Source organism: Paenibacillus xinjiangensis, from assembly GCF_059686975.1.
The window spans coordinates 71,868-95,884 of record NZ_JCAALS010000024.1; the positions used below are offsets into that span (position 1 = coordinate 71,868).

Sequence of the window (24,017 nt, forward strand, 5' to 3'; positions counted from 1 at the left end):
GTTTACTAAACAAATTAATTATAGTAATAATGTAACAACCCTCAAATACCTTGTCAATTCTAACTTTTCCCTAGTCGCAGGCTATGCAAGCTACATGTTATAATAATCAAAGACTTAATTTAATGTCCGGATCTGGAGGATTAAGTAATGATGGTTACAGGTGATGCATCCTATATTAAAAGAATGAATCGATCTTTAATTTTGAAACATATTTTACAAAAAGGTATGCTCTCTCGCGCAGATCTAGCTAAAGCAACCGCTTTGACGCGGGCAACAATATCTGCCCAGGTTGTCGATCTGCTTGATGAAGAACTGGTCGTAGAGAAAGATATGGAATATAACCTTGTTGGACGGAAGCCTATTATGCTCTCTATAAATGCTGATTCGGGTTATGCACTTGGCATCGATCTGGAATTTGGACGGGTATCGTTCGCAGTTGCCAACCTTAAAGGCTCAATCGTCTCAACAGAGACGATTGAATTGAAAACGACATCATATACGGACATCTTAAACCTGCTCCTTACATCAATTAGATCATACCAAGAACGATATGAATCTTGCAGATATGGCATTATTGGAATCGTTATCGGAATTCATGGACTCGTATCGACAGAGGAAGTTATTCACTACATACCCTCGTTCGATTGGCATGACGTTTCTTTAAAAACTGACCTGGAGATGGCGCTGAAAGTTAAAGTACATTTAGAGAACAATGCTAATCTTAGTGCATTCGCTGAGCGAACTTTTTACCATCATGAATCAGAAAATTTGTTATGCATTACTTTATATTCCGGCATTGGTCTTGGCATGATGATTAACCATGCGTTCTTCCGCGGACAAGATGGTTTTGCCGGCGAGATAGGACATATGATCTTGGTTCCTGATGGTATACTCTGTAATTGTGGTAATAAAGGATGCTGGGAGAAATACGCTTCCGAAGCAAGTGTATTTAAACAATTGAGTACGGTTAAGCACATCTCCTCCATTACATATGAACAAATACATCATTGGCTTAAGGAAGGTGACCCTGAAGTCCATGAAGCAATGAAAACATATTTTTACTACTTGTCCATCGGATTAAATAACATTATCAACATCTACAACCCCGAGGTCATTGTATTGGATAGCGAATTGTTGCGCCTTTATCCGAATTCATTGGACACGATAGGTAAGCACCTGCATTCTAGAATCAGCAATTACCATGAAATGAAAATATCTTCATTGGGTAAACAATCTTGTGTCCTTGGCGCATGTGCCCTTGGTATCCAGAAATTCCTTCAAGTATCCACTTTAAATTTAAACAGAGAATAAATTGTTTAGATTGAAAAACAAAATAAGCACCATTTTTTAAGCCTTTTCTTCAGAACTGTTTCCGTCTTATCAAACCAAATGAGTCATCCCTATCGGTCTTCAAGGATGATTCTCTCTACTTCCAAAAGAATAAGCACAACTGATCATAGTACTATAAAGAAAATGAGCCTCATGGGATAGCACCCATGTGACTCATTTTCTTTTTAAAATCATCACTTATGTGATTTCCATAAATCTTAATATACAGGATCATCTTTTCGCCTTATAAAACTCATGATACAGCTTCATCAACGCCCTTTTCTCAATCCGCGACACATAGCTCCGCGAGATCCCGAGCTCCTTCGCAATCTCCCGTTGCGTCCGCTCATCCCCGCCATGCTCTAACCCAAAGCGTCCAATCACAACTTCCTTCTCACGGTCATCCAATATATCAAGATTTTTATAAATCTTGCTCTTCTCGATTTTCAATTGCACCTTATCGACGATATTATCGGCCTCCGTGCCGAGAATACCGATAAGCGTAATCTCATTGCCTTCCTTGTCCGTCCCAATCGGGTCATGCAGCGATACGTCTTTCCGAGTCTTCTTCAAAGAGCGAAGATGCATAAGTATTTCGTTCTCAATACAGCGTGCAGCGAATGTCGCGAGCTTCGTGCCTTTGCCCGTCTGGAAGCTCTCAATTGCCTTAATAAGTCCAATCGTACCGATCGAGATTAAGTCTTCCAGGTCCTCGCCGGTATTGTCGAATTTCTTGACGTTGTGAACACGAACCAATGTAATTTTGCATATCTGTTTGCCCAATCCACATGTGCAGAGTGCTATCTAGTCCAAGCCACCCTCTGTAGATTTTGCATCACAGACTCGAACTTCAACTCGATTCTCTGCTTGACCACCAACTGCCACTCGACTACTGGTTGATACCCTCTTAGTCTGGTAAAATGAAATAAAATCCATTATGAGGAGGATGTACCCAAATGTCTGATCGCAATGATCTTGATGAGCGTCGACGAAATAAGCTAAAGGTTCTTCGATTCGACAAGACCGACAACCACCTCGTCGAGAGTGATAAGCCTAAGGAAACCTTCGATGATGTTGGGGGCCTTGAAGAGGTCAAAAAGAAGATTCGACTAAACTTCATCCTGCCTCTACTACAACCGGAGATGTTTGCTGCATATGGTCGAGAAGCAGGTGGAAGTCTACTTCTGTACGGGCCTTCAGGCTGCGGAAAAACATTCCTCGCTCGCGCCGTTGCTGGAGAAATCAATGCGAACTTCATGCATATTGAGCTACAAGCGATTCTATCTATGTATGTTGGGCAAAGTGAGCATAATCTTCATGACCTATTCGAGAAGGCTCGTGAAAATAAGCCCTGCGTCATCTTCATAGATGAACTGGATGCGCTGGGTGGCAGTCGCAACCAAATGAATCAACATCATGATCGAATGCTCGTTAATCAGCTGTTACTTGAGCTAGATGGACTCCAAAACTTCAATGACCAAGTATTCGTCATTGCTGCAACCAATACACCTTGGTATTTGGACTCCGCACTACGTAGACCTGGCCGGTTCAATCACCTTATCTTCGTACCACCGCCAGAAGAAGAGGAACGCACGACGATTCTCGGACTGAAGCTTGCTGGCAAACCTACTGATAAGTTGGATCTCACTAAAATCGCGAAGGAGACCAAATCATTCTCTGGTGCGGACTTGGAGCAAATTGTGAAGGATTCCGTGGAACTCGCAGTAGAACGTATGATGAAGAGCGGAGTGATTGAACCAATTACGCAGGATGACCTGAAAAAAGCGAGTAAGAGCCGCAAAGCAACGACGTTGGACTGGTTCTCCACTGCTAAGAACTATGCCACCTTCAGTGATGTGAATCAGGACTATCAGAACGTCCTCGAATATATGAAAGCAAACGGGTTGAAATAATACAATGACTACACAATTGGACTCCATTGGCATACGTTACAATAAAATCAATCAGTTGATCAATTGGAATAGGCTTAAAGAAGCCGCGGAAGAAGCACAAAACCTAATTCGAGAAACACCCGAGGATGCTGATGCCTATGCCATGCTTGCACATGTATACCTACAAATGGAGAAATACGACGAGGTTCATCATTGGTCTGAAGAAGCTTTACGAAGAGATCCAGAGAATCGTATTGCTTGGTTTAATAGAACAGTTGCCTATTATGATACAAAGCAGTGGAAAGAACTACAATCTGTACTTTTTGAAGCGCAGCGGATTGATCCCTATGAAGATCACTATTTTTACATACAAGCTAATGTCAATCATTTGAAAGGTCATCATGAAGAGGCTAACAAACACATTCGCCAAGCCTTGGAGATCGATCCAGACAATCCACTGTATATCGCTGTATTAAGTTATAACGAAGCATTGCTTCGCAACTTAAGTGAATCTCGAAATCTAGAACGACAAGCACTTCGCTTAGAAGTCGAGTCTGAGCAAGTATTCCTCTATCTATCTTGGGCAGCATCACAGCGTGGTGAGTACGATCAGCATCTAATGCTACTCGGCAATGCGATTCGTCTCAATCCTAATAATCAACAAATTCGAGATGAATATTTGGAAGCTCTCCAGCAGAGCTACAAACTCTACCGAATGATTTTAGCTCCAACGAAGCTATTAAAAAAGTTAAAGCCTTGGCAAATACTTGTTAGTTGGATGCTAGCGTGGGTCCTCTTCAAGCCGCTAATTATTGTCTTTATCATCATTTATATCGCAACCCATTGGTTGACCAAACTACTTGTACATGTAAAAGTTTTTGGTTGGACATTCAAGAAGTAACTAGATGACTTTCTCATCATCGCATATGATAACGTAAGCCTCTATCCCCAGCTCTCCTATACAAAAAAAGTCTGCCGATATGTGATAGCATGCTTCAGCGCATCTATCTAATATCGGGCTGACTTCTCTTTATCATTAACGAATAGTCCACATCCAGCGCTCCATCCGCTCTAACACCACGGTCAGGTTAGTTAGCGATGCCGCGTAGGAGCAGCGGATAAAGTCTTCGCCACCTGCACCGAACACGAGTCCAGAGACACTATAAGTCAATGTCTGAAGACGTGCATGTATAAAGTATAGTGTTGTTATTCCCACTAATAGTAATCCAATCATAAAACCACTACATTTGAATCATTAGTATTACGCACTCCACATGACTAGTGTGCTGTAACAAAATCAAAACAAAAAAACGGCATTTCTGCCGTTTGTGTTTAAAGTGTTGATGGATACTAGCGGGAGCGAACCGCTGACCTCTTGCATGCCATGCAAGCGCTATCTCAGTTGAGCTAAGCCCCCCGTGTCATTTCGCCTTACTTCGTCTTACTTTTAGGGTAGTGTAACCAACCAGCTCGTGCTCCCGTATGTGGATATTACACTACCCCAATTTATCTAGCATTTACACGCATCAACTCATTAAGGCTCAATCGATTCGGCTACCTTCATGGCCTCATCGCCCGAAATCGGACCGGACACGCCATACTGAATGCCGTCAACCACCCAGAACAGCTCCGTGAACTCGGCTTGCTCGAAAATAAAGCCGTCCGCTCCGCTCACTTTGGTCTGTGTGAACAGGTCCGTCGGGAACGCCGCCGGCATGCGGCTCGCGCTGAACGTCACCGTCTTATCACCCGAACCGTATGTGAAGTTCAAATCTCTGAGCGGTTGGTCCTTCATTCCCACCCCGACGATCTCAGCCAGCTTGAAGCCTTCCGGGGCGACTTGAGGAACATGCACACCGGAACCGAAAGCTGTTTTCGCTGCCTCCGAATTTCCGAATGGAGTTGTAATCAATTGGGACAACTCCGAACCTGTGGCTCCACCGTTTCCGGGCAGCACGGTTCCCGACGAATTATCCGTTGGCGGCGGTACTGCGGCGGGCTCTTGCAGCATCGGCAATCCCGTCACTATGACGACTGCCGCGACTAGCGCTGCCGCTCCTGCAAGCCAGGCTTTCGGAAGAACGAATCGGCGGCGGCTTCTCTGTTCCGCGGCGGCTTGCTTCCTGATCTTCTGTTTCACGCTATCGCTCAATTCCATTTTAGGGAACAACATATCATCCGACTCCTTTTGCAAATGTTGCCGTAAATTACGCTCCATGTCCGTCATCGGTTATCTCCTTTTTGCGCATTTCCCGAGCCAACGCCTCCCGCGCCCGGTGCAGTCTGTTTCTCACGGTACCCTCGGGCGACGACGTCGCTTTCGCAATTTCCCGTGTGTCCAAGTCCAGATAATAATATAAATACAAAGCCTCCTGATACGGCAGAGGCAGACGCAGCATATGCCGCAAAATCTCGCTTTTCTGCAATCTTTTAAGCGCTTCTTCTTCCACGTCGAATATCCGTCCCCGCTCCATCCCGCTGGGATCGGTCGGCTGTTCCGTAAACATCCGCACGCCCATCTTGTCCCGGCAAACGTTGATGGCGATCGTCGTCAACCAGGTTTTAACCGCGCTATCTCCACGAAACGAATTCCAGTTGCGATAAGCGCGAAGGAATACCTCCTGACTGATATCCTCGGCAAAATGCCGATCGCCGGTATAAAAATAAGCGGTGCGCATGACCGTCGAGCCATAGCTTTCCATCAGTTGCTCTAGAGCTTGAGAAGGATCTTTCGGGAAATTTTCCTTGTTATTCGAGCCGGCCGGCTTCACTGAATTATCACCTCCACCTTATTAGACGGCCTGAGTGCATTTTTCGCTGCACTGCGCTTTAAATCTGACAGTCCATTAAAGATTTTGTGAATTTGAGCTTAAGTCCCCATACTCCTTCTAGCATGAATTTCATACGATGAAAAGCCACATGAACAGTATGCTGTCAATGCAGCTTTTACTTCCAATATACTGCCACGTACTTCACTTGTGTGGAGTGCTTAAACAATAAAAACCAAACGGTAGTGTTCCGTTTGGTTCTTGAATGGATATAACATCGGGAAATCGCTACCATAACTTTATCGTTATTAACGACAAGACTAAATTAAAAGTTTGAATTTCGCTCTTTCCTATCGCTTCGCCTTATAAAACTCATGATACAGCTTCATAAGCGCCCGCTTCTCGATCCGCGACACATAGCTCCGCGAGATCCCAAGCTCCTTCGCAATCTCCCGTTGCGTCCGCTCATCCCCCGCCATGCTCCAACCCAAACCTTCCGATTACAACTTCCTTCTCGCGGTCATCCAATATATCAAGATTTTTATAAATCTTGCTCTTCTCGATTTTCAATTGCACCTTGTCGACGATATCATCAGCCTCCGTACCGAGAATATCGATCAGCGTAATTTCGTTGCCTTCCTTGTCCGTCCCAATCGGGTCATGCAGCGATACGTCTTTCCGGGTCTTCTTCAAAGACCTCAAGTGCATAAGTATTTCGTTCTCGATACAGCGAGCCGCGAACGTCGCGAGCTTCGTGCCTTTGCCGGTCTGGAAGCTCTCAATTGCCTTGATCAGGCCAATTGTCCCGATCGAGATCAAGTCCTCCAGATCCTCGCCGGTATTTTCGAATTTCTTGACGTTGTGGGCGGTTCGGCCCACAATGAAAGCAATTTGTTCGTATTTCATCCCATGTAAGTAGAGTAATATGGTTTGATATCTTTCAAACATTCGCTTATTCTTGGTTATTCTCATGGCTGCTTTTATGGCTTGGATCTCCGGATTTTGATCGTCCTGGAGTGTGTTGTTCATCATAATCCCTCCTAAGGGTCATCGACTGCTCTCCCTTAAGAGTTATAAAATTATTTCTAAAAACCTTTAGTACCGTCTATATACTTCAAGAAATAATATTTAGAGGCATTGGCACCAAAAATTGCCGTATGCTCCTCCTGCGACAAGCTGTAGGGAAGCGCCTTTTGCAAGGCTTCATAAACCTCGCCATAGCTGCACGTCATAAAGCATACCGGCCAATCGCTGCCGAACAGAACTCGATCCGCACCAAAAACCGCAAGTACATGCTGCACATAGGCAGCTAAGTCCTCCCAAACCCAAGATTGTTGGTCTGCTTCCGTGACTAAACCGGACAGCTTACACATCACATTAGGATAGGCGGCTAGTTCGGCCATTTGTCCCTTCCAGGGCTCTAAGACATACTCCGCGATGAAAGGTTTAGCCGCATGATCGATTACCGCTTTAAACGTCGGGAATGTCTGCAGCACCTTCAGGATATGCGGGAGATGGCGAGGTCTTAACTGTAAGTCAATCGGGAACTCATCTCGGACTACGATCTCCAGATTCTTCATGACTTGCGGGCGAAGTATCCATGGATCCGGCAAATCCTGCAACATCGGACGGAATCCGACAAAGCCCTCATGCTTGCGGAATTCCGCATACGACTCGGCAAACCCAGGTGAATCCAAATCTAGCCATCCTACTACGCCAGCGATACTATCATATTTACATATAGCGAAAGCATGAATACTGTTTCTTCAAGCGTAGGGGCAGCTTGCACGACAATTGAGCGATCGAAGCCGTAGCTAGTCAAGGTTGCATTCAACTGCTCCGGCATATAATCGGCATAAAGAATCCCTTGCGTTGGAGTCAGCCATCCATAATCCTTACGTTCCGTTTTCCAGTAGTGCTGATGCGCATCGATTCTCATTTTTTACCCCAACAGGATATCGGTATAATAATAGTAAGGTCCCGGTGATGCGGTTTTCTCCACGGCAACCGGCAGGACGTACACGAGTGGAGAAACACCTTCACTGACAACTTCTACTTCCAGGTTATGAGTCCCGGCTGCTAATGTTAATTCTATCCGCTGCTCCTGCGGGGCACGATGATAGGCTGGCATGAACTCCAGCGTTTCTTCGCAGTCGATGACAACCCGTCCGTTCAACTTCAGCTTAACGGGAACGTTCGCCGCAGCAATGAGTCGAAGCTTGCGCTCAACTGGGTTGAAGAGCGTTGTTTGTGCGCGGTACACACCGTCAATCCTCCCTGACGCTTCAACGCCAAGTGCCTCTTTCCAATCCAGTCGATTCCCAGAGGTATCTACTTCTTTTCCCTCGTCCCCTTCCGGTCCCCAGACAAGCCATTTCGATGCATGAACTAAAGTGAATGGTATGTTCTGAACAACCCATACCGTATGGTCATGGATCCGGGTCCAACTGAATGTGAGTTCGTAGCTTGCAGCGACTTCAATCGATGCTTTAATTACTACATCCCATCGGAAAGATTCGCCTGGCTCGAGATTAACCTCAACTGCACTCGGCCCCTCCCAATCAGCTGGTAGCGCCACTGCAAGGCTTCCCTCTACCCGGGTTTGCGAACGATTCGTGAATGTTAGTGGCAGTCGCTTCTTTTGAGCTGCTCTAATCGCCGGGCCTTCTGAACCATAATCGATCTCCAGTTCGGCATCCGGACAGCCTTTGCTTCCCTGCGGCAGCAGATACCGATTGCTTGTTACTTTTCGTCCCCATAGCTCCCTTACCCCATCATTGGGTTGATCCCCAGTCTCAGCCCTCTCAAATCTTGTCGGCAGATCGGGATGCACCAGAATACCCGTATCCCATGCGGCAAGAATTTGTTTGCCCATACGGATCGTCCGACGGGTCAGTTCATCCAAATTCGTTGGTGCTGGGAAGCCTTTGATCGGAGGGCTTACCACGATCCGGTCGCCAACCGGTTTCACCCATTTCTCAGGCAGTCCTTCCGGTCCTAACAGCATACCGAGTATCGCGCCCAGCGTCGCCGCCGTACAATCCGTATCATAGCCGCAGTTGACCGCTTTCAAAATCGCATCCTCAAAATCTTGCCCATACAGCCATCCAAGAATCGTAAACGCAATGTTTTGCGGAGCGTCGGTAAAATTGTCATTGCCATGATGCTGCAGAATGAGCTCTCGCGTTTCTATCCAGTTCTTTCCTTCCTGATGCCAGCGAAGCAAGTCCCTCAATGCTTTGGCTGTTCGGCTTTCTTCCGGAATATAGTTCATACCGATGGCAATCAACTGGTCGCGATCCTTCTCGAAGAAAATGGCGCTCTCCAATGCCGCAAAAAACATTTCACCATACACACCTTCACCGCCGGAATGGTCGACAATAGCATCTTGATAGGCATAATGGGCCGCTGTTTCCGGCGATCCAGGTGCCGCCATTGCCCATATTTCGGATCGGATAGGCGATCCCATACAATCATTGAACGGATTGTTGAACCAGCCTGCAACCGGCGGGAGAAGACCTCTTCGCATATTCGTCAGGGCGTAGCCGTATTCATCATACGGGAAAAAGACATGCTCCAACCACTCCTGCCCCAGCTCTTTTGCCGTCAATCCCGGGCCATACTGCTCTAAAGCATGCAGCCATACCAGCTGTAGATCCAGATCATCGTTCTCCAGAGGTCCGTCCGGCAAACTTCCATAATAGGTTAGTTCCAGCAATTCCTTCTTTCCTTCATCCGGCGCCCCGAGAGTCCCCCCTATATTCTTGCCAAGCCATCCCCCGTAAACGATCCGATAATAATCCTGTTCATTTAAAATACTAGTACCCATGTGTTAACCTCCGTCATTTGTTATAATGGTAATGATTTCATTATAGGAAGCGCTCTCTTCCAGAGCCATGGATCAGGTATTGTTTACAGATTAAAATAAATGGGAGGATGCCATGTTCTACTCGCTGTCCCGATTGTCCAAGCTGGATGTTAAATGGGCAAATCTTTTCAATGCCAATAATCCCAATTTCTTCAGTCAGCATCACAATCCCTATTATGAACTGATCGTTATTGCCGATGGAACTGTACATCTGCAGGTCAACGGAAAACAATTGACGTTGCAGACCGGCGAGTCACTACTTATGATGCCCTGGGATCAGCATACAGGTTGGAATTCACAAGAACCTCAAGGCCAGTTTTTTTGGGTACAATTTTCCAGTGATCCGGGTCTGAATGAATTTGCCTTGGATCGGGCATCCGAACTAAATATTGTCCATGCCGAGCGTACGGAACTTAGAACAGCCCAGATCCTTCATGAAGATCTTCTTATCATTCCCCGCCAGTTCAAGACCAGCAAGCGTTACAAGTTGCTGGGCTTGTTCGACGAACTTATAGAAGAGTTAAAGCATCCGACGGGTTATTTTCGCTTTCATGCTACGCTGCTGCTTGCCCAAATGTTCAGGGTTCTGGCGAATGATTGCCTCGAGCAAAATCATCTCGACACGTCAGTGCCCGTTTCCTATATTACTTTCCGCAGGCTTGTCGATCATTTGAACAATTTCTATGAGTCTGATATTACGAAAGCAACCCTGGAGCGAGTATTGGATCGAAAATATGAATATCTATGCCAGGTATTTAAAAAATACGCCAACACCAATATTCACCATTATATTCATCAGCTTAGAGTCCAACGAGCCAAACACCTACTACTCCATACAACCAATAGTGTCAAAGAAATTGCGGAGGAGGTCGGTTATCCAGATCCCTTTTACTTCAGCCGGATGTTTAAAAAGATGGAAGGCATGGCTCCGCAGCATTACCGCAATAATAGGTAAAACCCGTAAGCCTAGAGGGAGACCGCTGAAGAACTCTCATGTTTTTAAAAATTTCAAAATTTACTAAACAAAAAGACGACTCATTTCCATTTTTTTAATGGAAGGAGCCGTCTTTTTTCTAATCTCATACACGTCTTTTTGCTAGATTTTAATTATTCATTTTCATTATTCGCATCAAATTAATGTGAATATTGCCAGTCCTCCTTGATTCTCCATGCCGATTAGACCCGAGGATGCCGCTACATCGTACCCGTACCTATGTTTTAATTCACTGTTTTTGCCTCTATTTTGTAGCACTGCATCGACTTTTCTCTAAAGTCATGACATTCAGTAGCCTTTTGGTTTCTGTTCTTTTCTTTTTTTCCTGTCCGCATTTTTCTGACCGCCATATGTCCGGCCTTGCAGACATGCATGCTCGGATCTGCCCTCAAGCCTGAAACCCACCTCATCCGGTGTTACTTCCGTTCTTCCATGATGTAACGTGATCGTCTCCATCATAATACTATGATCGCTGAAAATTAAGTTTAATTTTTGTTTAATGAATAACAAGAACATGCTACGATACGTATATGAATTCTGAACGAAGAGGGGCACATTCATGCCTATACGCAAGGAGGTCACATTAAAGACGATCGCCAAGGAGCTGGGACTAACCGTACAGACGGTCAATAAGGCTTTAAAAGGAAAGCCGGGCATGTCTGAGACTACCCGGCAGCTTATTATCGAAACTTCGGAAAAGCTGGGCTACTTCACGAAAGACCAGATTCGCAGCCTAAGGGCTGAACGCATTGTCTCTTATCCGATGGAACGCATGCGATTCTTACTTATACAAACCGAACAATCGGTTGGCTACAACCGACTGTTACTCGAAGGCTTGCACGAACGCTTCGCTTCCTTCGGCCATCATATTGAAACCTGTATGCTTCCAGGCGCTATCAGAGAAACGGAGATTCACGACTGGATTGAAGTGAAGGGACTCGAGTTTGCCGATGGCTTATTCATCGCTCCCAGTATCGTCCCCAAACCTTGGGAGCCTGCACTTCTTCGACTATCCATTCCTAGGATACTGCTTAGCTATCCCCCGCTAGGGACTAGAGTGGACAGTGTCATCTGGGACATCTACGAAGCAACCTATCAAGCAGTCGCCTATCTGCAATCCATCGGTCATCAACGTATAATGTATGTGGGTGATACACATTCCCAAAGAGGGTATATTTTACGCTGGCAGGCCTTCCTTCACGCCATGAATGAATTCCATACGGAGGTTGACCCGATTATCCATTCGACCAGCGAGCGGAGCACCCATCCCCAGTGGCTGGAGGAGCTTAGTGATAGGCTTGTTCACTATGCTCCCACAGCTATCATCTGCGGAGTCGACGGAGAGGTTGCCTCCGTATACCAACTCTGCACCAAGCTTCAACTGAGCATTCCTCAAGATATTTCCATAATAGGTATCATGAACGAACAACAGGAGCTGCTGCCGTTATTTACCCGTCCTCTGCTGTCCATCCGGGAAACAGGATACCGGGCAGCCCATCGGATGTTATGGCGTATCGCTAATCCTACCCTCCCCAATGAGCACATCCGTATTCAAGGCGAATTATTCATTGGGAGCACTACGGCTGCTCATCAGCTAAAATGATTCCTTTTCGATAGTCCATAGACATTACTAGGAGATAGGTTACCTCTTATTTCGTTACTTCCACTGTAATCTTATCACTCGAGGTAACGCCACCCGCATTGACCCATTCACTATGGTACTCATGCACACCAATCTCTCTGCCAGCAATCGTCGTCACGGCGCTTTGAGCACTTGGAGAAGCTGCATTCAAGCTCTTCGTTTCGATCAGAATGCCATTTTCGTATAGGCGATATTCGGAAGCGTTGGTGCCCCACCACATGTTCATTGTTACCTTGTAGTTTCCATCTCCATCCCAATTATCTTGAGATAGTACCGGTTTACCTGGTAATGCGTCCGTAATTTGGACCACAAGTGGGTCGCTGGTTGTCGTTCCGAAGGAATTAATAAGTTCACATGTATAGGTGTAGGTGCCGTTCGCTTTGCCTTTCACATCCACTTTAGCCACTTGTGCTGCCGGGGACGCGTCTGTCAAAGTATTCGTACTAATAAGTACGCCATTTTCATACAACTTGAACACGGAGCCGTTATTTCCCCACCACATGTTCATCGTGACTGTATAGTTACCATCTTTTAATCCAGTTGCCTGACCGCTATTATCTGACAACACTGGTTTACCTGGTGCCCCAACCGATAACGGCTTCACAACGTTGAATGTTTGTGTCGATTGCACCAAATTGCCCGCTGCATCCATTACACGATATTGCACCGTATGTGCACCTAAGGCCAGACTACCTGCGGCGATGGTTTGCCCGCTGCTAATCTCGGCGCCATCCAAAATCAACGTCTGTGTTGCCACACCTGAGAGAGCATCTGTACTGTTCAAATCAAATCTCAGCGTATCCGCATCTGTCACGTCCGCAACTGCGTGACCGGACTGCGTTAATATAGCCTCCGGCACTGTTTTATCCAATTTCACTTGCAACGATTTTGCCGCTTCCACATTCCCTGCGGCATCTGTAGAGAAATAACCGATCGTACTCGTTCCTTCGTTTTGAATAACAATTGGTGCCATGTAAGCAGCAACAGTCCCACCATTGATACTGTATTCGGTCCCCACCGCACCCGCTGATTCATCCACAGCCGTCAAGGTAACCGTCACATCTTCATTAAACCAGCCCTCGCCATTCGGAGCACCAGACAACTCCGCCGTCGTCACAGGTGCCACGGTGTTAGTCCATCGCGCAAACAACACAACGTCTCCCGTGATGCTGGCCGATACGAAGTCGAACTCCGTTGTATAGCTTGCATCCGTGTACCATCCGCCAAAGCTGAAGCTCTCTCTTGTCGGATCGGACGGCTTCATCGCCTTATCTCCGTAGCTTACCGTTTGGCTGTCAACCGTCGAGCCTCCATAAGTCTCAAATCTGACAGTGGGATTCGAGGCATTCCTTTCAATGTTGAATGAAACCGTCTGAATGCTCCCTGAATTGCCTTCATGATCTATGGATCTATAGCTGATATGGTAGAGGCCATCCTGCTCAAACGTGATCGGCCCCGTGTATGCCAGCCACGTATTCCCACTATCCAGACTATATTCGGACTGTGTAACCCCCTGTGATTGCGGTGCAGACAATGTAACCGTTACCGGATTTTTGTATCGCCCATTTGGTCCATCCGGCTGTGAAGGAGATAAATCCGCTGTGACAAGCGCAATGACATCCACAATCGTCATGGAGTAAGGCTTCAATTGGATCTCTCCGGTGAAAATAGAAGCTGGCGTCTCCGGTAACGGATTAACTTGTGGCGCGTCCAACCAACTCGCATTCGGGTTCGTCAGAAATTCGGGTAAAGGATTGGAGCCCCCATATACCCAATTTGTCTTGAGTTCCCATCCGGGTATGGAAACATTGACAGGGTTCATGGTCCGATTGGCAAAAACGACCTTCTTAATCCCGTTGGCATCACCAAATCCCCATGCACCAACATCCGCAATGTCATAATAAACATCCGTTGCTATGAACCGCAGCTTTTCATTTTGAACATTGCCTTGTGCAAGATTGAGCTTGTAATAGCTGCTATTAGAGTCAAGCAGACCTCCCAAAGCTTTAAATACATAATAATTCGGTAATTCAACGAGTTCTCCAGCCGCGGTTTGCTGTACGATGCCAAACCCTTGGCGATCTACCATCGAATGTACGTCCGAAATCGTCACTGCACCCGACTCGATCATTTGCAGCACCCGTTCCATATTGTGCATCGCAAATGCCGGGGTTTTCATAAATTGCTTGCGTGCCTTTTCGTTAGGGTCTGTCTCTCCAAATAGGACGGTTGGAAGAGAAGACCATTCAGTAACCCATATTTCCTTGTCTGGGAATTGGTTTTTCTGAATCAACAGACCTTCCAATGCACTTTGATTATACGTATATAAGTATCTCATCATTTTGCTGTTCGTTAGATCAAATAAATTTGGAATGGGTGAATACACATGGACGATGACGGCGTCGTAGAAACTGTTGTCCGCCATTAGTGTTTGATTCCATAGAGCAACGCGCCCCCCTTGAGTAGCTCCCCAATCCACATTGGGGTCTGGCAGATTATTGGGGTCAGCCGCTATTCGGTCTTCCAAATCTTTGGCCACAGCCACAATCCCGATTTTAATGGTAGGATCTATGCTTTTGATTCCTTGATAGATCAATTGGCATTTGGCAATATATTCAGAGACTGACGGGAAGCTTGCATCAAACAAGATGGAATATAGCTCGTTCCCCATTTCCACATAGATGGGTTGTGTCGTTTGCTGCTTCATCTGTTGAACTTGGGCCAGAATGTCTTCCACGGACTGGGAGATTACATTCAATACAAATACGTAGGGAACCTCCAGCGTATTGGCGAGATGGTAGGAGTCTGCAAGGTATAATCCCGGATAACCGGGCTGCAGATTCACACTCTCTACCACCCCAACGGTTCGATTCCCGTAGAATTGCTGATACCGTGGATCTTTTGAATTCATGACCGTGCCTTCGTTGTACAAGTAGTAATTTGCAGCCGTTCCATCGGGTCCACGAACATTTTGAAGCTTGAGGTCCATGCCCAGATGATCAAAGCTTTCCAACTGAAAATCAGGTACTCTTCCAACCTTAACCAGTTGTTCGTTATGTGCTCCTAAGAAATGGGATGGCAGGCCTTGTGGAGTCGGATCAATCTCAAATTCGGCCATCGATATGGTTGGTTCCGGCACAGGATTCACAACGACTTGCGTCGAAGCCGAGAATCCGCCGTCTACGGTAGTAATGGTGATTACCGCCGTTCCTGCAGACAAGGCTTTAATGGCTCTGGAAGTACTGGAGCCTCCTACCAAACTTACCACGGAAGGATCACTGGAAGTCCATGTAGTCAACGGATTATCTACATCCACCGGACTGATCGAAGCCGTAAGTTCCTCTGCCTCCCCAACGTAGAGTGATGCGACCAATTTGTTGAGGGTAACACCTGTAGGCCGGACATATACGACGATATCGCTCTTGTCCTGAAAGGAAGCGTCATACGTTGCAGCAGTAACGACTGTCTGACCTTTCGCTATGGCTGTAACCACACCCGTCTCGTCTACAGTCGCCACCTGAGTATCGCTTGATGTCCACACCACATTTTCCCCTGTCGTATTGGTCAGTTGCAGCGGCTCACTATTTCCACTTGCGATCGCAGTAAGTTTGGTGCCCAGGACAAAGGGTGAGCTTTCATGGTTCCATATTTGTATATGATCTATAGTCGCCTTTACATTGTACGTCGTCAACTGCACCTTGCCGGATACATAGGAAACATTAGAAATGGCTCCCGCATACGTATAATCAAGGTCGGTTGCGCTTTTCACATAAACCTGAACCCAATTATCCAGGGCGACCAATTTAATATCGTAATCCGTCCCTGTGTTAAAAGTCATTGCATACATCGACTGCTCCGTGCCGCCTGCTTTGACGTAACTTAATCCGGTGCTTCTGATCAGCAAACGTGTATAATCCGCTTCGCTGACATACCTAAACTTTATAGAAATAAAATTGCCCGTCAGGTTTTCGCCCCGATTAAACCTCATAGAAATCGTCTGATTCCTCCACGTTGTTTCCGTCCCTTTCAATTCGATCAAAGAGGACTCCGTTGAGGTCGAAGAAAGCCGGGAATTATCAGCCGCCCACGCCCCGTATACAGATTTCCATACACTCATGCCATTGCTGAAATCGTCCTGGAACTGCAATACTCCGGTAGAATTAATCGGATCCTTAACCACGATTTCACCCTTATCCTGATAGAGACCGTCATAGGTTGCTGCGGTAATGACCGCCTGTCCCCGCGCGAGCGCTGTAACAGCTCCCGTCTGATCTACTGTCGCCACCTGGTTGTCGCTTGAACTCCACACTACATTTTTCCCGGTTGTATTCGTCAACTGCAGCGTTTCGCCATGTCCTGTAGTGAAAGCGCTTAACTTTTTACCTAAAATAAATGGTGAACTTTCATGGTTCCATATTTGAATGTCATCTAAAGCGGCCTTTACATTGTAAGTTGTCAGTTGTACCTTGCCGAAATTGTAGGAAGCATTGGAAATCGCTCCCGCAACGGTATACTCAGGATCGGCCGCTCTTTTTACATACACTTGCACCAAATCGTCCAAGGCGACCAATTTGATATCATAATCCGTCCCCGTATTAAATGTCGTTGCATAAAAAGACTGCTCTGCTCCGCCTGCTTGGATATAACTTAATCCGGTACCTCTGATCAGCAAACGTGTATAATCCGCTTCGCTGACATACCTTAATTTGATCGAAATGAAGTTGTCGTTTGAGCTTGTGGCTAGTCGGTTAAATCTCATGGATACCGTCATGTTTCTCCACTTTGTATCGGTCCCTTTCGGCTCAAGCAGAGAGGATGAAGCGGCCGGGGAAATAAGCTGCGAATAATCGATTCCCCATGCTCCGGATACGGCATTCCACAAGCTCATGCCGTTGCTGAAATCGTCCTGGAACTGCAATACCCCTGCAGGATCGACCGGGTCCTTCATATAGATATCAAATCTGGCTTGTTCCAGATTGTCAGCCGTAGCAGCCGTAATAGTTACCAGGCCCCTGCTTACAGCAGTTACCACACCATTTCCATCTACGATTGCCCTCGTCGTGTCACTAGAGGTCCAAACAACCGTTTTTCCGGTTGTATTGATTAGCTGCAAAGCAGATTGACTTCCCAAATTTAATGAAGACAGCACGCTTCCATTCGCCATAAAAGCGGAAGACTGCGTATTCGATACTTTGACATTATCCAACAGTACCTTGTCGTTGGAGGTTTGGAATTTCAGCTTTCCGTTTTGTACGGGCAAGCCTGCAATCGTCCCTGCGCTCGTGTAATTGGATGCCCCTTCCGTTTTGGCATAGATGGTTGCCGTACTTCCTGATAGCATCATCTTTACGTCATAGTTAGTACCCACGGTAAATGTATAACCGGAAAGGTATGACTCCGCAGCTCCATTTAATGTATAGCTTAACCCCGTAGGTCTGATCAACAATCCCAAATTGCTGGTGTTGCTCACATACCTTGTAAAGACTCTTGTAAAACCGCCTCCTGGCGCTGCCACTATTTGGATTCGAAACTCGACAATTTGATCCTGCCAAACGGAATTCGATCCCTTCGGCTCAATTTCGTTCGTGCTGCCCGAGGTTACCCGAAGAGCGCCGTTGTCAACAACCCATGATCCTTTTACTCCCTTCCATAACGACATGCCCTCGCTAAAATCGTCTTGAAATTGCAGTACGCCGGTGTCTCCAGCACCAACAGCCAGACTTTCCGGAACTGGGGATAGCAGCGCAGCTAAAAATATACAAAAAACCACACCCAAGATACCTTTTTTACACATGCTATAAACAGCCTCCCTTATACTTAAACTCAATAATGTAAGCGCTTTATATCTAATGTAAAAAAAAAACAATAAGGTTGTTCCAGTCCGATTTGAACACAGATCAACCTTACTGCCCCCTCCTACAAACTACTTATTCCACAATCTCACATTGAAACTCATTAGCCCCCAAACGAATCGTTCGGTTTTGGAAAGAAATCTCTCTCTCCTCCGTGGTATCATTCCAGAATACGAAGAGTCTTCTCGCATTATGAACGTATTCCGTTTTGATGATTCCCTCGGGCAGCTCCATGTCGGTATCCAGTGAAAAGGTACCGTGATAGAAAAATTCAGAGTAGCGATCGCGTAAGGCAATCAATTCCTTAATATGTCTTGCATAGGCCTCAGCCGCAGTCACTGTTGCCCGACAGCGGTAAATGGCAATATCAAAGCGGTATCCATACACAAAAGCGAAGTGAAGCTGCTGTTTAAAATCGCTTCTCTCATCATGCATGTATCGATTGGACATGATCGTCTCAGGGAACGTTTGCCGGTAAAGCTCAGGGAATGACTCGTCGTCTTTAAAACTCGCGTATTGGCAACTATGATGGAAATCCAGGAGAGGCGCATAACAGTCGACAACGAATTCAGAGCCGAAGGCTTTATCCCCTGTGCATAATTCACGCATTTGCTGCAAATTGCGCCGACGCCAAATCGTCTCGTTATCCCCACGGTTTCCATGATCATGCGATGCATCGAAACAGAGATGAGGGAAATGTCCTGCGATCTGATCGTAGAAAATGGAGTCCGGATTGTAGCTTAGTTTTTGTTGACCGATCTCAATAAGATGCTTATTCCATTCGTCGGTGGCCTGACAGGCAGACACAAAGCTTTTGTAGCCAAAATTGCGCAGCAGCATGCCGTCATTGTTGAATTTATAATGCTCCCTGTACTCCATACCATCAATATTTTTGCGGCAAATCCGGTGCCCGGTTTCCTTGTAATAGTCTGATTTCACATCGATCAGTACACCATTTGTGTAAAGCGCAATACGCCCCCCAAGGCGCTGCACTTCCGCAATCGCTGCTTTAAAACCTTCTTCTCCGCCAAGGGCAGGATCCGGCTCATAGACGGGATACCCGTTATCGAAGCCGCCTTTCCACCAACCGAAGAGCAGAATCATTTCCACCCCGACCGCTTTGCCTTCCTCGTAGACACGCGGTAAATCTTCATACCGGAAGTAAATTTTGCCGAACTGATGCTTCATGATGATCCGCTGCCAACCGGGGAGCTCTTGTACCCATTCAGGTTTCTGCGGTTCACTAAACCAACCGTCCGCCCATTGCCTATAAATGGCCGAGCCTTGCCGCCAATCCCCGGGAACGAAAGCTACGACAGAGGTCGGGGAGGAAACTTCTTCTCGTCCTTGCACCAAAGGGAACTGAGAAACGGCTAGAACGAGACGCGGATCACTATTGCGCGGGCCTATTCCTGCGGCTAACACACACGTAGTGAAGTTGTCATCATGCCGACCTACATAGAGGAAATGCGAACCGCTCTGCACGCCAAACCAAGCCATGCTGCCGAAACTCGGATAGGTCATGTCGAGCCAAATCTCATGGTCATCACTGGACATGTATTCACTGTGAGCTCTGTCAATTGCCGTCCAAGGATCTGCAAGTCGGTGTCCATGCCCCTCACTGCGGTACAGAACGTCGCGAAAGCGCTGTTCATCCGCAACAACGGATACATCTATGAACGGAAGTTTGACCTCATTAACTCGTACCTCGCTTTGATTATTTACCTTGTATGAGAAGTGCAACTGGTCTCCAACCACCAGGACCTGCACCCGAAACAAGACTGGATAGGTATTGCCGTCCTCTGCTTCGAGCTGAATATATTGGATAGCCAATCCACCCTCAATTTCGGTTACAGTCCCGCTCTGAAGACTTGAACGAACAGACATGTCGCGAAACTCGCCGTCATCCAGTTGAATTCTCCAGAAATCCGCTCCTGCACTCTCTTGTAATAGAAGTCCCTCCGCCGACCAACGTACGAACCGTCCCTGCGGATCTACAGCAAACTGTAATTGTCCTGCCTTAATTGAATATGTCATTTTCGCAATCTGTCCTTTCCTTATCTTAAATAAAGGCCGCCGTTTACATCCAGGATAACTCCGGTTATGTACCTAGCTTCGTCGCTAGCTAGGAATATCGCCGCAGCTGCAACATCTTCAAGCTTCCCTAAGCCTAGGGGGACGGATTCCGTTAACTTCTTTAACTTCTCATCCCCATGCGTTCGAAACAATAATTCGGTTTCGATGATGCCCGGAGCGATCGCGTTAACGGTAATGCCGTAAGGCGCGGCCGTGCGAGCGAGCGTTTTCGTGAAGCCCATCTGTCCGCTTTTACTAGCAGCGTAGTGAACATGGCCATACAAAGCACCTTGATGTCCAACGACCGAACTGATGGAAATAATTCTTCCGCTTTTTTGCGGCATCATGATATCCATGGCATACTTCGAGCATAAGAAGGTGCTCGTCAAGTTGTTGTTGATGATTTCATTCCAACTTTGCAGCGACGTTTCACCTATCGTTTCCGCCCTGGAAGTGCCAGCATTGTTGACCAATACATCTAGGCGTCCATACTTCTCTACCGCCATATGAAACAATCTCTGGACATCATCTTCTTGGCTGACATCCGCTTGGATCGCAATGGCATCCCGCCCCATCGCCTTGACTTGCTCAACAAGTTGAAGTGCGCTTTCGGTGATCTCCATAGCGTTAATAATCACATTAGCTCCCGCTTCAGCCATACCTAAGATCATCCCGCGTCCGAGACCTTGCGATGACCCCGTTACCAGGACCACTTTGCCAGATAAATCAAACATAACGATGCTCACCTCGGTTTCTGATATAACTCAAAAGTAGTGCTCGGCAGCCGGCGGTCGAATTTGAATAAGTTGCCCGTTATAATGCCGCAAATCGTGAGGGACGTATGGATACTTTATTGCTGAGTCTTCGTTCAGTTCAATGCCTAACCCCGGTTTATCCGGGATCGTCATGTATCCATCCTCAAAATGCAGCTGTTCGTCCGTGATCTCTTTGCGCCAAGGCACATCGCTTGCCATAATTTCCAGATAAAAAAAGTTAGGCGTGCAGGCGGCCAATTGCAGTGTAGCTGCGTTAGCTATGGGGCCGCTTGGATTATGCGGGGCGAATGGAATATAGTTGGTCTCCGCCATTGCTGCAATTTTGCGGCATTCCATAATGCCGCCGGCATGGCTGATATCCGGCTGCACATAGTCAAGCGCTCTTCGCTTGAACACTTCGCTGAATCCTTGTCGCGTAAACAATCGTTCCCCGCCTGCGATGGCCACTGGAGATTTCCGCCTTACATCTACCATGGCGTCTAAGTTATCTGGTGGAACTGGTTCTTCAAACCACACTGGCTTGAACGCTTCAATCTCCTTAGCGATCTTGATCGCTGTAGGTACATTGAAACGGCCATGCCCTTCAATGAACAGATCCATATCATAACCTACGGCATCTCTCACAACACCAATGCACTCAAGAGCCTTATCCATTTCTTCATTCGAGAGAGTCATGTACGCTTTGCCGAACGGATCCCACTTCAACCCCTTGAATCCGCGCTGCATCGCTTCCTTGGCTTTTACACCAAAATCCTCTACGCAAGTGGCCCCGGCAAACCACCCGTTGGCATACACCTTTACCTTGTCGTGAACCTTTCCTCCAAGCAGCCTGTGAACCGGAACGCCCAGTGATTTACCGTTAATGTCCCACAATGCCATTTCCACTGCACTGAGCGCAGACATCAGAACGGCCCCGCCCCGCCAGTAGGCATCACGATATATATTGTGATAATGTGCTTCGATATCAAGCGGGCTTTTCCCGATTAGGTACCGTTTTATATCTTCTATTGCCCCAGTTACAGCATTCTCTTTATACTCCAGCGTTGCTTCGCCAACCCCTGAAATACCTTCATCTGTGTAAATTTTGACGAATACGAAGTTTGTCCGGTAACAATCGACGACAAACGTATTCACGCCAGTAATTTTCATCTCCACACCCCTAAGAAACATGTCATATTTATTTTTAGTTTAAAATCATCACGAGATTCTTTGGATCTCGTGATGGTTTGCATTCACTCTATTTCTTGTTTGGATGTTCCTTTTTATAAATTTCTGTAGCTTGTATGCAAAGCGATCTGGGTGGTGCGAAAGATAAGCTTTTCACCGAAGTATAGTTCCGGTATCGTTAATAGCTGCTATCAACCGTTACTTCAGCGGCTTGAAATCCGGCTGCAGATACTTGTTTAAATCCACCGTTTTCGCTTCCACATTGGCAGCCGTCAGTTTATTGAACGCATCTCCCAGCTCTTGCAGTTCCTTCTCAATTTCCGGAAGCTCCTTGCCCTTGATAAACAGCTCCGACATGACGTCATTTACAACGCCCGCTTTTTTGACATCGATTGAGCCCACTTTAAGCGGAGGGTTTAAAACGGAATAATCCAGCAGTGGCGCCATCGGATAATTCGTTGACTTTCCATTGATGACAAAACCTGCTGATCCCTTGCGATCCACTGGTTGAATCGATTTTTCCTGAGCGGCAAGATTTGTAAAGGAACCGAGACCCTTTTTGGCCAGCGTCACAAACATTTCATCGGAGATCATGAATTCCCATACCTTCTTTGCTTCTTCAAGATGCTCCGTTTTTTTGTTGATGCTGAATCCGCCCGCTGTCTCGTAGCCAGGACCACCCAGAACTTCCCCTCCCCAAGTAGGGAAGTCTGCCACGGCCCAGTCGATTTTTGCTGGAAACTGATCGTTGAATACCCCGATATCCCAGGTGGCCGCGGACAGCATGCCGATATTGCCCTCGGAAAACTGGGCGCGGATCATATCGTTGTCATAATTTCCTACGCCTGGAAAGACGCTGCCTTCCTTATTCACATCAATCCACCATTTCACATATTTAGCAAAAGGCAAAAAGTCATATTTTCCAGTTACGGCATTCCAGCCATCCCTGCCATAAATGTCTCCCGAAACAACTGCCGGATAAGTCACATAATACCGCCAGAATGCCGACTGCTTAATCGGCAGACCGAGACCGAACTTCTTGCCGCCTCCACTGGCCGTTATCTGTTTCGCATATTGCTGCATTTCCTGCCAGGTCGTTGGGGGTTTCTCTGGATCAAGTCCGGATGCTTTGAACAAATCCTTATTGTAAACTAATTTAAAAGTGGTGACGTTCTCAAAGACACGGTCCAGTTCACCATTCTTGGAGGTTGGTGGAACTGTAAGAGCGGATTTATCAAAGCGTTTACGAATTTCCGGTGTGATCAAGGGATTCAAATCCAGTGGATAATCCGCATTGGCCAGATCGGGAATATAATAAGCAATATCCGGAAGTTTACCCGCATTCAGTGCAAGCTTCAGCTGCTCGTTATAGTTATCCGAGTAAACCTTATAGTCAATCTGGATATTGTCAGGATTCGTTTCATTGAACTTTTTGATTAAGCCCTCACGAACCTCAAGATCATGCCGTGTGTTGGTCCAAACCTTGATCGTCACTTTTTCCTTAGGCTTTTCTTTCTCTACCGCCGCGGTGCTGCTGGCATCCTTGCCATTGTTTGTACCAGACGAGCACCCGGCAGACAGAGCCAGCATCACGGCAGCTATCGTAATCAAACTGCGGCTTCCCCATTTTTTTCTACTCAATTGCTTCAACCC

General features: G+C 46.7%; 17 protein-coding genes, 1 tRNA gene and 2 pseudogenes. 5 read left to right on the forward strand and 15 right to left on the reverse strand.

Features of this window, described 5'->3' with window-relative positions:
* Positions 1-150 precede the first annotated feature (150 nt).
* Positions 151-1,311, forward strand: a complete 1,161-nt coding sequence (locus AC6ESP_RS21785; protein ID WP_497098870.1) for an ROK family protein — start codon at positions 151-153, stop codon at positions 1,309-1,311.
* Positions 1,312-1,560: 249 nt separating this feature from the next.
* Here AC6ESP_RS21785 and sigK (AC6ESP_RS21790) read toward each other — a convergent pair whose 3' ends face one another.
* Entirely contained in the window at positions 1,561-2,112 is a 552-nt protein-coding gene (gene sigK, locus AC6ESP_RS21790) for an RNA polymerase sporulation sigma factor SigK (protein WP_497098844.1), read from the reverse strand.
* A 173-nt stretch (positions 2,113-2,285) separates the two neighbouring features.
* On the opposite strand from sigK (AC6ESP_RS21790), the gene AC6ESP_RS21795 reads away from it, so the two are divergent.
* Together AC6ESP_RS21795 and AC6ESP_RS21800 are read left to right on the forward strand one after the other, a co-directional pair.
* Positions 2,286-3,242, forward strand: a complete 957-nt coding sequence (locus tag AC6ESP_RS21795; RefSeq protein WP_497098845.1) for an ATP-binding protein — start codon at positions 2,286-2,288, stop codon at positions 3,240-3,242.
* 4 nt (positions 3,243-3,246) lie between these two features.
* On the forward strand, positions 3,247-4,122 hold the full coding sequence (locus tag AC6ESP_RS21800) for a tetratricopeptide repeat protein (protein ID WP_497098846.1): 876 nt from the start codon (positions 3,247-3,249) through the stop codon (positions 4,120-4,122).
* 135 nt (positions 4,123-4,257) lie between these two features.
* Here AC6ESP_RS21800 and AC6ESP_RS21805 read toward each other — a convergent pair whose 3' ends face one another.
* From AC6ESP_RS21805 to AC6ESP_RS21840, 8 genes and pseudogenes are all read right to left on the reverse strand, one after another.
* Positions 4,258-4,437 carry a hypothetical protein gene (locus AC6ESP_RS21805; RefSeq protein ID WP_497098847.1) on the reverse strand — a complete coding sequence of 60 codons (180 nt, stop codon included), beginning with the start codon at positions 4,435-4,437 and terminating at the stop codon, positions 4,258-4,260.
* Between the two features lie 128 nt (positions 4,438-4,565).
* Positions 4,566-4,636, reverse strand: a tRNA-Ala gene (locus AC6ESP_RS21810).
* A 119-nt stretch (positions 4,637-4,755) separates the two neighbouring features.
* Positions 4,756-5,394 carry a DUF4367 domain-containing protein gene (locus AC6ESP_RS21815; RefSeq protein ID WP_497098848.1) on the reverse strand — a complete coding sequence of 213 codons (639 nt, stop codon included), beginning with the start codon at positions 5,392-5,394 and terminating at the stop codon, positions 4,756-4,758.
* A 34-nt stretch (positions 5,395-5,428) separates the two neighbouring features.
* Positions 5,429-5,992 (reverse strand): RNA polymerase sigma factor, encoded by a 564-nt coding sequence (locus AC6ESP_RS21820; protein ID WP_497098849.1) that lies wholly within the window; start codon positions 5,990-5,992, stop codon positions 5,429-5,431.
* Positions 5,993-6,339: 347 nt separating this feature from the next.
* Positions 6,340-6,895, reverse strand: a pseudogene (sigK, locus tag AC6ESP_RS21825) (RNA polymerase sporulation sigma factor SigK).
* Between the two features lie 179 nt (positions 6,896-7,074).
* Positions 7,075-7,686, reverse strand: coding sequence for an amidohydrolase family protein (locus AC6ESP_RS21830; protein ID WP_497098850.1), 612 nt, complete (start codon positions 7,684-7,686; stop codon positions 7,075-7,077).
* A gap of 14 nt (positions 7,687-7,700) precedes the next feature.
* Entirely contained in the window at positions 7,701-7,928 is a 228-nt protein-coding gene (locus AC6ESP_RS21835; protein WP_497098851.1) for a hypothetical protein, read from the reverse strand.
* A gap of 3 nt (positions 7,929-7,931) precedes the next feature.
* Positions 7,932-9,818 (reverse strand): ADP-ribosylglycohydrolase family protein, encoded by a 1,887-nt coding sequence (locus AC6ESP_RS21840; protein ID WP_497098852.1) that lies wholly within the window; start codon positions 9,816-9,818, stop codon positions 7,932-7,934.
* Positions 9,819-9,951: 133 nt separating this feature from the next.
* On the opposite strand from AC6ESP_RS21840, the gene AC6ESP_RS21845 reads away from it, so the two are divergent.
* Positions 9,952-10,812, forward strand: coding sequence for an AraC family transcriptional regulator (locus AC6ESP_RS21845; RefSeq protein WP_497098853.1), 861 nt, complete (start codon positions 9,952-9,954; stop codon positions 10,810-10,812).
* A gap of 174 nt (positions 10,813-10,986) precedes the next feature.
* On the opposite strand, the pseudogene AC6ESP_RS21850 reads toward AC6ESP_RS21845, so the two are convergent.
* Positions 10,987-11,234 (reverse strand): annotated as a pseudogene (locus tag AC6ESP_RS21850) (IS5/IS1182 family transposase); the annotation flags it as partial.
* 176 nt (positions 11,235-11,410) lie between these two features.
* Between AC6ESP_RS21850 and AC6ESP_RS21855 the strand changes: the two are divergent.
* On the forward strand, positions 11,411-12,454 hold the full coding sequence (locus AC6ESP_RS21855) for a LacI family DNA-binding transcriptional regulator (RefSeq protein ID WP_497098854.1): 1,044 nt from the start codon (positions 11,411-11,413) through the stop codon (positions 12,452-12,454).
* Positions 12,455-12,500: 46 nt separating this feature from the next.
* On the opposite strand, the gene AC6ESP_RS21860 is transcribed toward AC6ESP_RS21855, so the two are convergent.
* From AC6ESP_RS21860 to AC6ESP_RS21880, 5 genes are all read right to left on the reverse strand, one after another.
* The gene (locus tag AC6ESP_RS21860) at positions 12,501-18,287 is read right to left on the reverse strand and encodes an OmpL47-type beta-barrel domain-containing protein (RefSeq protein ID WP_497098855.1); all 5,787 of its coding nucleotides are present in this window, start codon (positions 18,285-18,287) and stop codon (positions 12,501-12,503) included.
* Positions 18,288-18,420: 133 nt separating this feature from the next.
* Positions 18,421-20,382, reverse strand: a complete 1,962-nt coding sequence (locus tag AC6ESP_RS21865) for a DUF6259 domain-containing protein (protein WP_497098856.1) — start codon at positions 20,380-20,382, stop codon at positions 18,421-18,423.
* 20 nt (positions 20,383-20,402) lie between these two features.
* A complete protein-coding gene (locus AC6ESP_RS21870) occupies positions 20,403-21,155 on the reverse strand; it encodes an SDR family NAD(P)-dependent oxidoreductase (RefSeq protein ID WP_497098857.1) in 753 nt (250 codons plus the stop codon).
* Between the two features lie 30 nt (positions 21,156-21,185).
* Entirely contained in the window at positions 21,186-22,346 is a 1,161-nt protein-coding gene (dgoD, locus tag AC6ESP_RS21875) for a galactonate dehydratase (protein WP_497098858.1), read from the reverse strand.
* Between the two features lie 216 nt (positions 22,347-22,562).
* Positions 22,563-24,005 (reverse strand): ABC transporter substrate-binding protein, encoded by a 1,443-nt coding sequence (locus AC6ESP_RS21880; RefSeq protein WP_497098859.1) that lies wholly within the window; start codon positions 24,003-24,005, stop codon positions 22,563-22,565.
* Between the last annotated feature and the right edge of the window lie 12 nt (positions 24,006-24,017).

Excerpts from the sequence above, each read along its gene's own strand:
- AC6ESP_RS21785 (WP_497098870.1), top strand. The coding sequence starts at position 151 with ATGGTTACAGGTGATGCATCCTATATTAAAAGAATGAATCGATCTTTA.
- AC6ESP_RS21795 (WP_497098845.1), top strand. The coding sequence starts at position 2,286 with ATGTCTGATCGCAATGATCTTGATGAGCGTCGACGAAATAAGCTAAAG.
- AC6ESP_RS21800 (WP_497098846.1), top strand. The coding sequence starts at position 3,247 with ATGACTACACAATTGGACTCCATTGGCATACGTTACAATAAAATCAAT.
- AC6ESP_RS21815 (WP_497098848.1), bottom strand. The coding sequence starts at position 5,394 with ATGTTGTTCCCTAAAATGGAATTGAGCGATAGCGTGAAACAGAAGATC.
- AC6ESP_RS21835 (WP_497098851.1), bottom strand. The coding sequence starts at position 7,928 with ATGAGAATCGATGCGCATCAGCACTACTGGAAAACGGAACGTAAGGAT.
- AC6ESP_RS21840 (WP_497098852.1), bottom strand. The coding sequence starts at position 9,818 with ATGGGTACTAGTATTTTAAATGAACAGGATTATTATCGGATCGTTTAC.
- AC6ESP_RS21855 (WP_497098854.1), top strand. The coding sequence starts at position 11,411 with ATGCCTATACGCAAGGAGGTCACATTAAAGACGATCGCCAAGGAGCTG.
- AC6ESP_RS21860 (WP_497098855.1), bottom strand. The coding sequence starts at position 18,287 with ATGTGTAAAAAAGGTATCTTGGGTGTGGTTTTTTGTATATTTTTAGCT.
- AC6ESP_RS21865 (WP_497098856.1), bottom strand. The coding sequence starts at position 20,382 with ATGACATATTCAATTAAGGCAGGACAATTACAGTTTGCTGTAGATCCG.
- AC6ESP_RS21870 (WP_497098857.1), bottom strand. The coding sequence starts at position 21,155 with ATGTTTGATTTATCTGGCAAAGTGGTCCTGGTAACGGGGTCATCGCAA.
- dgoD (WP_497098858.1), bottom strand. The coding sequence starts at position 22,346 with ATGAAAATTACTGGCGTGAATACGTTTGTCGTCGATTGTTACCGGACA.